Source organism: Pararhodobacter sp., assembly GCF_034676075.1.
Taxonomy (GTDB): domain Bacteria; phylum Pseudomonadota; class Alphaproteobacteria; order Rhodobacterales; family Rhodobacteraceae; genus Pararhodobacter.
Genome location: NZ_JAUCCQ010000024.1, coordinates 16,433 through 26,973, shown reverse-complemented (window position 1 = coordinate 26,973; position 10,541 = coordinate 16,433). Strand labels below are relative to the sequence as shown.

Below are 10,541 nucleotides of genomic sequence, written 5' to 3'. Positions count from 1 at the left end.
GGGTCCTCTTCCGGTCAGATGGCCGAGGAATGCCCGGTCTTGGCCATGGCATAGGCGTCGAATTGCGCGGCGATCATCCGGGTAAGCGGCCGCCCGTCGGCCGGGATCGACAGCCCCCGCGCATCGTGGCGGACGAAGGCGCCGAATTTCTCGGCCACCGGCGCGAAGAGCGCGTTCATCGCCGCCCGCGTCACGCCGAAATCCCGCACCAGCTCATCGGTCTGCACGGCGAAATCGCACATCAGCGCCTCGATGATCCGGGCGCGCAGCCGGTCCTCGCCCTGGAATTCGTGCCCCCGCGCGGTGGCGAAGGCCCCCTCGCGCACCGCCTTGGTCCAGCCCGAGGTTGCCGCGTTCATCTGCGCATAGCCCTGCGGGAACATCGAGATGGAGGAGGCCCCCAGCCCGATCAGCGCGCTCGCCGTGTCGTCGGTATAGCCCTGGAAGTTGCGCCTCAGCCTGCCATTGCGCGCCGCCACCGCCAGCCCATCCTCGGGCCGGGCGAAATGGTCGATGCCGATGTCGACATAGCCGTCCCAGTTGAAGAGCTTCTGCGCGGTCTCGAAGAGGGCGAGCCGCTCCTCGGGGCGGGGCAGGGTGTCGGACGGGATCATCTGCTGGCGCCGGGCCATCCACGGCACATGGGCATAGCCGTAAAGCGCCACCCGGTCGGGCGACAGCGACAGCAGTTTCTGCACCGAATCGCTGAGCCGGGCGCTGGTCTGATGCGGCAGGCCATAGAGGATGTCGGCGTTGAGGCTGGTCACGCCCCGGGCGCGGATCATCTCGACCGCGCGGCGGGTGACCTCATAGCTCTGGTCGCGGCCGATGACTTTCTGGATCTCGGGATCGAAATCCTGCACCCCGATGGAGGCGCGGTTCATCCCCGCCGCGGCCAAAGCATCGAGGCGGGCCTCGTCAATCTCGTTCGGGTCGATCTCGACCGAGAATTCGGCACCGTCGCCCAGCGGCACGACGTTCTGGATCACCCGCGCCAGTTCGGTCATCTGCGGCGCCGGGATCATCGTCGGCGTGCCGCCGCCCCAATGCAGCCGCGACAGCGTGACGCCCTCGGGCAGGATGCGCTGCAAAAGAACCAGTTCGGTTTTCAGCGTCTCGACATAGGCGATCACCGGATCGTCGTGCGAGGTGCCCTGCGTCCGGCAGGCGCAGAACCAGCACAGGCGCCGACAGAAAGGCACGTGCAGATAGAGCGAGACCGGGCTGCCCGGCGGGATCGCCTTGACCCAGCGGGCGAAATGATCGCCACCGATCGCGGCCGAGAATTGCGGCGCAGTCGGATAGCTCGTATAGCGCGGCACGCGCGCGTCAAAGAGACCCAGTCGGGCGAGTTGCGATTCCGTATCCATTCGCCTAGTTTGGCGATACTCAGCCCGCGAGCCTTGACCTAAATCAACCCGATGCAGAAAACCTCAACCGCCCCCGTGAAGTTCACCCATGTGCAATGTGGGGATTGTCCGATCCGGCATCGGGCGGTTTGTGCACGCTGCGAAACCGATGAATTGGTCCGGCTGGAAGAAACCAAGTATTACCGCAGTTTCGAGGCCGGGCAGACCATCGTCTGGTCGGGCGACCGGATGGATTTCGTGGGCTCGGTAGTGACCGGGATCGCCACGCTGACCCAGACCATGGAAGATGGCCGCCGTCAGATGGTGGGCCTGCTGCTGCCCTCGGATTTCGTCGGCCGTCCGGGGCGCGAGACTGCCGCCTATGACGTGGTGGCGACCACCGATCTGGTGATGTGCTGCTTCCGCAAGAAGCCCTTCGAGGAGCTGATGGTCCAGACGCCGCATGTCGGCCAGCGCCTTCTGGAGATGACGCTGGACGAACTGGACGCGGCGCGGGAATGGATGCTGCTGCTGGGCCGCAAGACGGCGCGGGAAAAGATCGCGAGCCTCATTGCCATCATCGCCCGGCGCGATGCCTCCCTGAAGATGCAGAAGAGCGAGGGGCGGGTGATCGTTGACCTGCCGCTGACGCGCGAGGCGATGTCGGAGTATTTGGGGCTTACTTTGGAAACAGTGAGCCGCCAGATCAGCGCCCTGCGCAAGGACGGCATCATCGAGATCGAAGGCAAGCGCCACATCACCATTCCCGACTTCGACCGTCTGATCGAAGAGGCAGGTGACGACAGCGACGGTGGTTTCCTGGTCTGATCCCGTCCGGTCGCCGCAAGAATGCCCCGGGGCGGCCCCAATCTTGCCCCGGTTCGCGCGGAGATTGTTTCCTGAACGGAGACACGATCGGGACGCGGCAGATGTTCGATTGGGACAAGCATTACGACGATGTTGTGGCCTCGGCTCCCATTGCGGTGGCGCCGGTAGCGCGGCAGCCCGAGCCGGGCTCCCGGTTGACGCGCTGGGCGGGTGGGGTGAAGGCCCTGGCCGGGCGCTGGGCGATGGCGGGCGCGGTGGCGCTGTGCCTCGGCGCCGCGGGTTTCGGCGCGCTGATGGTCCCGCCCGAGGCACCGGGCCGCTGGTATTCGGCGGCACTGGGCTGGTCGGCGGCGCGGCTGGGCTTCGACGATCCGACGATGCCGGCCGAATTGCTGGCCTATGATCAGGCGCAATACGACAATTTCCGCCGCGGGATCACCCGGTTCAGCGATGCCGAATTGCTGGATTTCCTGCGCGTCACCCAGCGGGAGCTGAACGGGCGCAACGTGATGGCGGCCTATACCCAGGACGCGCTCTTCCTCACCCAGCGCGAGATCGACCGGCGCGGCCTGACCCGGCCGGTGTCGTCGCTGGGGGATGCGATGCGCCGCTCGTGATAGCGATAACGCGCTGATCTGCCACAATCTTTCCCCTTTGACCCCGCAGCTTTGACACGCTTGCGGGGTTTCCTGTTGGGAGGATCCGGTGTCCGGCCCCAGGCCCCACCGATCAGTAGGAGGAGAGTATCATGCGTCAGACCAGCACCCATCAGGCCGAAGCAACCCGCCAGCAGCCCGCCCATCCCTGGAGCGGCGGCTATCTTTACGGTTCGGACCGCGCGGGCAGCCACGGGCCCGGCAGCTTTTCCGGCGGGGCGGCGGGCGGCGTCGTCCGCTGATCAAGGGGGCGGCAGGCTGGCCACGACGGCCAGCGCCTGAGCCAGAAGCGACCGACGCGGCCCGGTCCCGGCCGCCGCATCGAGCGCGACGAAGCCCTTCATCACCCGCGCCCCCATGATCGCCGGTTCCACGCCCGGCAGCGCCAGCGCCGTGGCGACCCCCTCGGGGCCGACCCGGAACAGCGCCTGCCCCCGGGCCGAGACGCCTGCCAGCAGGTGCCCGTCCTTCAGCAGCATGTGCGCGCCGAACATCCGCCGCTCGGTGATCCCTGCCTCGGCAGCCAGGTCGTCCCTCAGCGCGGCCATCAGGGCCGGATCCGCAGCCCGGCTCACTTGGGCGGCAGGGCGGCGACATGGCGCCGCGCCATGGCCACCAGCGCCGCGCGGATATCGTCATCGCCCAGCTCGTCATAGCCGATCTCGACAAAGCCGGTCATCGGGCGGCCGGTGAAATCCATGGGCCGGGTGCCGGGGACTTCCAGCGCCGCCTCGACCTGCGCGGCGCCGACTCGGAACATGCCGCCGCGCCGGTGCACGCCGCAGACCATGTTGCCCGACAGCATGAAACACAGCCCGCCGAACATCTTCCTCTCGCTGTAATCCGGCGCCTCGGACAGGGATTCGCGCAGCAGTTGGGCCATGCCCTCGTCGTAAGCCATTGCCGCTCGATCCCCCTTTTTCGCTCAATCCAGGATTGTGCCGAACCTTTGCCCCAATCAGGCCATCTTCAGCGCAGATCAAGCTTAACAGATATTCGTTCATCGGAGCCTATCATGAAATTCCCCTTCCTCTCACGTTGGATGACGGAAGATACCGGCGCCGTGACGGTGGACTGGACCGTGCTGGCGGCGGCGGTGGTCGGGCTGGGCCTTGCCAGCGCGGCGGCGATCCGTTCGGGCAGCAACGCGCTGGGGGCGGAGATCAACGCCTCCTTGGTCGGTGCTTCGGTGGTGATGCTGGGCGGGGGCGGCGCGACCGAGCGCCAGCGTCTGGCGGCCACGGACGAGATCTGGGCGGCCTGGATGGAAGAGCTGGCGGGCTATGACGAAAACCAGCTGCAGCAGATCTACACCACCTGGTCCGACATGGCGACGCAGCAGCTGGACATGGGGGATACCACCGCGGTGGGGATGACCCTCGATGCCGTCTCGGCCATCGCGACCGAAATCGAATCGCGCGGCGACACGATCCCGACCGGGACGCCCAGCAGTGCCGAACTCGACGGGCGCTATGCCGCGATGATCTGACGCTTCCGGGCAGGTGGGGCCTGGTTTGGGTGGGAAAGGAAGAAGGGGCCGCGGGTTACGCGGCCCCTTCGACATTCCGGCGCAGGCTCAGAGCGCGATGCGGTAGAGCGCGAAGCCGTTCTCGCCCGGACCCGCAGCCTCCATCAGTACGCCGCGCGCGCGGACTTCGCCCAGATATTGCTCGGCCGCCGGTCCCGTCTCGAACAGGACCGTGGTGCCCGGCGAGGGCGCGAAGCCCCAATTGCCATCCGCGGCGGGCGAGATCGTGCCGTTCTGCACGATGTAGCGCACGATGATGTCGCGGTTGGTGTCCGGCGCGCGGAAGATGATGGTCGAGCCATCGGCACCCGGGAAATGCCCGCCGCCACCGGCGCGGTAATTGTTGGTGGCGACGATGAATTCCGCGGCCTCGTCGATCGGTGCGCCGTTGAACTGCAGATCGACGATGCGGTGGGCATCGGGGGCGACCACGTTGCCGTCATTGTCATAGCGCGACGGCTGGGTCAGGTCGATCTGATAGGTCACGCCGTCGATCACGTCGAAATTGTAGGACGGGAAATCGGGGTTCAGCAGCACCTGATCGGCCTGGCCGGCGGTGATCTGGTTGAACATGCCCGCCGAGCGCTCCAGCCATTCGCGGACCTGCGCGCCGGTGATCCGCACCGCCATCAGCGTGTTCGGATAGAGATAGAGGTCGGCCACGTTCTTGATCGCCACCGGACCGGCGGGGACATCGGTGTAATACTCGGCGCCGCCCCGGCCACCGGCCTTGAAGGGCGCCGCGGCCGAGAGGACCGGCAGCCCCTCGTGTTCGGTGCCGCGCAGGATGTCGGTGACGTACCATTTCTGCGCGTCGGACACGATCTGGACCGAGGGGTCATCGGCCACCAGCGCGAAATAGGAATAGAGCGGGACTTCGGTCTGACCGACCTCGGCCCGGACGTATTCGAGGGTCGAGGCATGGGCGACGGCGGTCGCCTCGACCACCGGCGCGTAATCGCCGACCAGTGCGGTGATCGAGCGGTCTTCGTTGCGTTGCGAGATCGGACGGACCGAGCTTTCGGCATTGGCCACCGTCCAGCCGTTGCCGTCGCGGGCCAGCATCAGGTCGATGATCCCCAGATGCGAACCCCAGAACCCGGCCATGACCGCGGGCTTGCCCATCAGCGTGCCGGCGGTGGCGTCGATCCCCTCGCCCTCGTGGTTCGAGCCCGGGAAGACCAGGTGCTGGTGGCCGGTGACCACCGCGTCGATGCCGTCCACGCCCGCGAGGTAGAGCGAGGCGTTCTCCATCATCGGCTCGTAGTCCGAGGCCGAGATGCCGGAATGCGACAGCGCGATGATGATGTCGGCGCCTTCTTCCTTCATCTTCGGCACCCAGGCCTCGGCCGCCTCGACGATGCCGCGGACGTTGTAGGCGCCTTCCAGATGCGCGCGGTCCCATTGCAGGATCTGCGGCGGCAGGAAGCCGATGATGCCGACCCGGATCGGCATTTCGGTGCCGTCGCCGTCGCGGACCATGCGGTCGAGGATGACATAGGGCGGCAGGTGCAGGCTGTCCTCGGTCGGCGTGGCGCCCAGCGAGGCGCCGAAATTGGCGCTGACGACGGGGAAGTTGGCGCCCGCGTTCACCCGGTCCATGAACTCGACACCGTAGTTGAATTCGTGGTTGCCCAGCGTGCCGCAATCATAGCCCAGCGTGTTCATGGCGGCGATGATTGGGTGGATATCGCCCTCGTTCATGCCATGTTCATAGGCCATCCAGTCGCCCATCGGGTTGCCCTGGAAGTAATCGCCGTTGTCGACCAGCAGGGTATTCGTCGCCTCGGCGCGGATTTCCTCGATGATCGAGGCGGTGCGCGACAGGCCCAGCGTGTCGTTGGGGCGGTCGCCGTAATAATCATAGGCCTGCGCGTGGCAATGCAGGTCGGTCGTGGTCAGGATGCGCAGATGCGCCTGACCGGACTGGGCGCGGGCAGAGAACGGGTGCAGCAGCACCAGGCCGGTGGCGGCGGTCGAGGACGCGAGGAAGGCGCGGCGCGTCAGGCGGCGGGTCATGGAAAGATCTCCCTGGGTGAGTCGCTCTGGTGGCGAATGGGTCATGGTGAACCCGGGGCGGGAAGGCGGCAAGGAATTTGACCAGGGGGTCCAATTGTGACCGGCTGCTTCCCGCCCCGGTGCCGCGCGATTCATCGTCGCCGGAGGTGACAGGCGCATGACAAGGCGCCGCGCGGGGCGGATGAGGGACAAAGACAGGAGGCAGGCATGCCGACATTGATCGCCTTGGCCGGATTGCCGGGGGTCGGAAAGACCAGCATCGCCCGGGCGCTGGCCCTCAGGACCGGCGCGGGCTTCCTGCGCATCGACGCCATCGAGGCGGCGATGCTGCGCAGCCGCCCCGGCGCCGAGATCGGCGGCGAAAGCTATGCCATCGCTTGCGCACTGGCGGTGACCAATCTGGCGGCGGGCAGCGATGTGATCTGCGATTGCGTGAACCCCTGGGCGCTGACCCGGGCGCTGTTCCGCGCCGCCGCCGACGAGGCGGGCGCGCGGTTCCTGGGGGTCGAGGTGCTCTGCGCAGACCGGGCCCTGCATCGCCAGCGGCTGGAGGCACGGCACGACGACCTGCCGGGGTTCGTGGCGGCCGATTGGGCGGCGGTCGAGGCGCGGGATTACCACCCCTGGCCGGAGGCGGATCTGAGGCTCGACACCGCCGCCCTGTCGGCCGAGGAGGCGGCGGTGCGGATCGCCGCCCGGCTCGCGCCCGGCCTCAGCGGCTGAGACGGGCGATGAGCGCGCGGGCCTCGGGCGGGGGCCTGCGCTCGACCCGCTGGTAATCGCGGCCGTCGTCGCCGCGTCTGAGCAGGTCCAGACCGACCATGTCCCGCCGGATCAGGGCGCGGTCGCCGAAGGCGTGGAGCGCGTCAAGCAGCCGGTTGATCTGTGGCTCGTCCAGCCGCGGCCCCGCAGGCAGCCGTGCCCAGAGCGCCCAGAGGCAGAGGATCTGCAACTGGCGCCGGGCGGGCCAGCGGGTCAGCACACCGTCTGCGTCAAAACAGCCCAGAGCCCGCTCGACCTGCCGGAAATCGACGGCTTCGAGGGCGGGCAGGGGGCTGTCCAGCCGGGCGCGGGCGGCCTCGGCCGCGCGCAGGTGCTGGTGATTGCGGAAGCCCGCGGCACGGGCCAGCATGTTCAGGAGTTCCAGATGCGAGGGCGGGGCCTCGCGCCCGGTCAGCTGCTTGGACAGCGAGCGGGCGAAGCCGGAAACGTCCGGCGTGGTCAGGGGGATCAGGTCGCGCGACATGGAGTCCTCGGGGCTGCGCCGCGGGCGGGGTCGGGGTCGCTGACTTACGACATGCGGCGCCGAGGGGCCTGTCGTGGAAGGGTGTGAGGCAGGTTTAGCTTCCCATGCGGGACAGCGACGCCTTGGGAACTGCCGACCGGGTCCGAGGATAGACCGGCCCTTCAGGCGCGGCAAGCGGTAGGATGGGCAATATTGCCCATCCTACGGGGCATCCTACAGGGAGCCCGGCCGTCAATGGGCGAGGAACACCGCCCGCTTGGCATTCTCCAGCACGTTGCGGGTGGCGCCGCCCAGGATCGCCTCGCGCAGCCGCGAATGGCCATAGGCGCCCATCACCAGCACCGAGGCGTCGATATCCTCCATGTGCCGCATCAGCACGTCCGAGACGCGCGGCAGGGTCTTGGCCAGGACCGAGACCTCGGCCCGCACCCCGTGACGCGCCAGCATCTGCGTCAGCATGCCGCCCGGGTCCGAGCGTTCGGGGCTGTGCACCGGCGGGTCGACCACCACCACCTGCACCGAATCGGCCGCCTGCAGCAGCGGCAGCGCCCGGCGCACGGCCGAGAGGGCCTCGTTCGACTGGTTCCAGGCGATCATCACCGAGCGGCCGAAATCCTTGACCAGCTTGCCCTGCGGCAGCACCAGCACCGGCGCCTGCCCCTCGAAGAGCGCGGCCTCGATTACCGCCTCCTGCGTGGCGCCCGCGCCCTCGGCATAGGGGCCGGTCTGCACCACCAGATCGCAGAACCGCGCCCTGAGCCCGACCAGCGAGGGCAGGCCGCCGAATTGCGCCACGGCCGAATCGACGCCCCAGCGCAGCACATTCCCGTCCAGCATCCGCCGCGCCTGGCCCTCCAGCGCCTCGGCGTCCTGCTGGGCGCGTTCCAGCGTCTCCTGCAGCATGATCGGCGAGGCGCCCATGTAGAATCCGCCCGCCGGGGTCATGTCGACGCCCATCAGCGTGGCCGTGAGATGCGCATCGTTCTTCGCGGCGATTTCCATTGCCGCCGGCAGCGTGGCCGAGAGTTCGGACTCGCTTGCGACAAAGGTAAGAATTGACTTGTAGGCCATAGAGCGATCTCCTTAGGCGTGTGTGTCACGGGACATATGCCTGACACCGCGATAGTGAGCCGAGGACGTAGTCATTACCTTGATATGCGTCAATTTACCCCGGGGGCCAGGACTTGACCTGAATCAAGGTTTCGCAGCCCTAGGCGCTGGATAAGGACGGTGGCGAAACAGGCCCCGAGTCCCCCCGGACCCTCGGGGGAAACGCCAACGAAAAAACGAAGGGACGCAAACAAATGTGGGATTACGTCAAGCTGATCTTGCTTGCCGCCGTCGCGGTTCTCGCCGCGTACGCCGCAAGTCAAGCGCGTGACCTCGCCTACCTGGTCCACATGATGATTTTCATGGGGGCCGCGGCGATCGCCTTCCTCTGGCAGATTCGCCATATGGGGGAAGCGGTTCACAATCAAAACGAATATTTCGATGGCGTGGTGCGCTACGGCGTGATCGCCACCGCTTTCTGGGGTGTCGTCGGCTTTCTGGTCGGCGTCGTCATTGCCTTTCAGCTGGCGTTTCCGACGCTGAACTTCGAGTTCCTGCAAGGCTATGGCAACTTCGGCCGTCTGCGCCCGCTGCACACCTCGGCGGTGATCTTCGCCTTCGGCGGCAACGCGCTGATCGCCTCGGCCTTCTACGTCGTGCAGCGCACGACGGCGGCGCGGCTCTTTGGCGGCGGCCTCGGCTGGTTCGTCTTCTGGGGCTATCAGGTGTTCATCCTGCTGGCCGCGACCGGCTATGTGCTGGGCTCGACCCAGAGCCAGGAATACGCCGAACCCGAATGGCTGGCCGACCTGTGGCTGACCATCGTCTGGGTCGTCTTCCTGCTGATCTACATGGGCACGCTGATCAAGCGCCGGGAGCCCCATATCTATGTGGCGAACTGGTTCTACCTGTCCTTCATCGTCACCATCGCCATGCTGCACGTCGTCAACAACCTCGCCGTGCCGGTGTCGCTGTTCGGGTCGACCTCGATCCCGGTCTGGGCGGGCGTGCAATCGGCCATGGTGCAATGGTGGTACGGCCATAACGCCGTGGGCTTCTTCCTGACCGCGGGCTTCCTGGGGATGATGTATTACTTCATCCCGAAACAGGCCGAGCGCCCGGTCTACAGCTACAAGCTGTCGATCATCCACTTCTGGGCGCTGATCTTCCTGTACATCTGGGCCGGTCCCCACCACCTGCATTACACCGCGCTGCCCGACTGGGCGCAGACGCTGGGCATGACCTTCTCGATCATGCTGTGGATGCCCAGCTGGGGCGGGATGATCAACGGTCTGATGACGCTCTCGGGCGCCTGGGACAAGCTGCGCACCGACCCGGTGATCCGGATGATGGTCGTCGCCGTGGGCTTTTACGGCATGGCCACCTTCGAGGGGCCGATGATGTCGATCCGCGCCGTCAACTCGCTCTCGCACTACACGGACTGGACCATCGGTCACGTCCACTCGGGCGCGCTGGGCTGGAACGGGATGATCACCTTCGGGATGCTCTATTACCTGGTTCCGCGGCTGTGGAAGCGTGAGCGCCTCTATTCGCTGTCGCTGGTCAGCTGGCACTTCTGGCTCGCCACGATCGGCATCGTGCTCTACGCCGCCTCGATGTGGGTGACGGGGATCATGGAAGGTCTGATGTGGCGTCAGGTCGACGCGCAGGGCTTCCTGGTGAACTCGTTCGCCGACACCGTTGCCGCCAAGTTCCCGATGTACGTGGTGCGCGGCGTGGGTGGTCTGATGTTCCTCGTCGGTGCTCTGATCATGTGCTACAACCTGTGGATGACCGTGCGGAAGGTGGGCGAAGCGAAGCCTGCCGCCTCCGCCGCGGTCGCCGCTGAATAAGCGGAGGGTGTG

At 66.9% G+C, this 10,541-nt stretch carries 12 protein-coding genes; 6 read left to right on the top strand and 6 right to left on the bottom strand.

Going from position 1 to position 10,541, the window contains the following annotated elements; translation table 11 throughout:
- Positions 1 to 14: 14 nt before the first annotated feature.
- Positions 15 to 1,370 (bottom strand): oxygen-independent coproporphyrinogen III oxidase, encoded by a 1,356-nt coding sequence (gene hemN, locus VDQ18_RS09650; RefSeq protein WP_323020731.1) that lies wholly within the window; start codon positions 1,368 to 1,370, stop codon positions 15 to 17.
- A gap of 51 nt (positions 1,371 to 1,421) precedes the next feature.
- Between hemN and fnrL the strand changes: the two genes are divergently transcribed.
- The 3 genes from fnrL to VDQ18_RS09635 all read left to right on the top strand — a co-directional run bounded on the left by fnrL (position 1,422) and on the right by VDQ18_RS09635 (position 3,075).
- The gene (fnrL, locus tag VDQ18_RS09645) at positions 1,422 to 2,177 is read left to right on the top strand and encodes a transcriptional regulator FnrL (protein ID WP_323020730.1); all 756 of its coding nucleotides are present in this window, start codon (positions 1,422 to 1,424) and stop codon (positions 2,175 to 2,177) included.
- Positions 2,178 to 2,278: 101 nt separating this feature from the next.
- Positions 2,279 to 2,794, top strand: coding sequence for a hypothetical protein (locus VDQ18_RS09640; protein WP_323020729.1), 516 nt, complete (start codon positions 2,279 to 2,281; stop codon positions 2,792 to 2,794).
- A gap of 131 nt (positions 2,795 to 2,925) precedes the next feature.
- Positions 2,926 to 3,075, top strand: coding sequence for a hypothetical protein (locus tag VDQ18_RS09635; protein WP_157958058.1), 150 nt, complete (start codon positions 2,926 to 2,928; stop codon positions 3,073 to 3,075).
- Here the strand turns inward: VDQ18_RS09635 and VDQ18_RS09630 are convergent, their stop codons facing one another.
- Together VDQ18_RS09630 and VDQ18_RS09625 are read right to left on the bottom strand one after the other, a co-directional pair.
- A complete protein-coding gene (locus VDQ18_RS09630; RefSeq protein ID WP_323020728.1) occupies positions 3,076 to 3,381 on the bottom strand; it encodes a TfoX/Sxy family protein in 306 nt (101 codons plus the stop codon).
- Between the two features lie 23 nt (positions 3,382 to 3,404).
- Positions 3,405 to 3,734, bottom strand: a complete 330-nt coding sequence (locus tag VDQ18_RS09625; protein ID WP_323020727.1) for a TfoX/Sxy family protein — start codon at positions 3,732 to 3,734, stop codon at positions 3,405 to 3,407.
- 114 nt (positions 3,735 to 3,848) lie between these two features.
- On the opposite strand from VDQ18_RS09625, the gene VDQ18_RS09620 reads away from it, so the two are divergent.
- Entirely contained in the window at positions 3,849 to 4,322 is a 474-nt protein-coding gene (locus VDQ18_RS09620; RefSeq protein WP_323020726.1) for a hypothetical protein, read from the top strand.
- 87 nt (positions 4,323 to 4,409) lie between these two features.
- Here VDQ18_RS09620 and VDQ18_RS09615 read toward each other — a convergent pair whose 3' ends face one another.
- Positions 4,410 to 6,380: a bifunctional 2',3'-cyclic-nucleotide 2'-phosphodiesterase/3'-nucleotidase gene (locus tag VDQ18_RS09615; protein ID WP_323020725.1), complete on the bottom strand. Its 1,971-nt coding sequence runs from the start codon at positions 6,378 to 6,380 to the stop codon at positions 4,410 to 4,412.
- 207 nt (positions 6,381 to 6,587) lie between these two features.
- Here VDQ18_RS09615 and VDQ18_RS09610 point away from each other — a divergent pair, with 207 nt between their 5' ends.
- Positions 6,588 to 7,103 (top strand): AAA family ATPase, encoded by a 516-nt coding sequence (locus tag VDQ18_RS09610; protein WP_323020724.1) that lies wholly within the window; start codon positions 6,588 to 6,590, stop codon positions 7,101 to 7,103.
- Here the strand turns inward: VDQ18_RS09610 and VDQ18_RS09605 are convergent.
- Together VDQ18_RS09605 and VDQ18_RS09600 are read right to left on the bottom strand one after the other, a co-directional pair.
- A complete protein-coding gene (locus VDQ18_RS09605) occupies positions 7,093 to 7,626 on the bottom strand; it encodes a DUF2087 domain-containing protein (RefSeq protein WP_323020723.1) in 534 nt (177 codons plus the stop codon). The genes VDQ18_RS09610 and VDQ18_RS09605 overlap by 11 nt on opposite strands.
- A gap of 231 nt (positions 7,627 to 7,857) precedes the next feature.
- The gene (locus VDQ18_RS09600; RefSeq protein WP_323020722.1) at positions 7,858 to 8,697 is read right to left on the bottom strand and encodes a universal stress protein; all 840 of its coding nucleotides are present in this window, start codon (positions 8,695 to 8,697) and stop codon (positions 7,858 to 7,860) included.
- A gap of 233 nt (positions 8,698 to 8,930) precedes the next feature.
- On the opposite strand from VDQ18_RS09600, the gene ccoN reads away from it, so the two are divergent.
- Positions 8,931 to 10,529 (top strand): cytochrome-c oxidase, cbb3-type subunit I, encoded by a 1,599-nt coding sequence (gene ccoN / locus VDQ18_RS09595; RefSeq protein WP_107753336.1) that lies wholly within the window; start codon positions 8,931 to 8,933, stop codon positions 10,527 to 10,529.
- Positions 10,530 to 10,541: the final 12 nt, after the last annotated feature.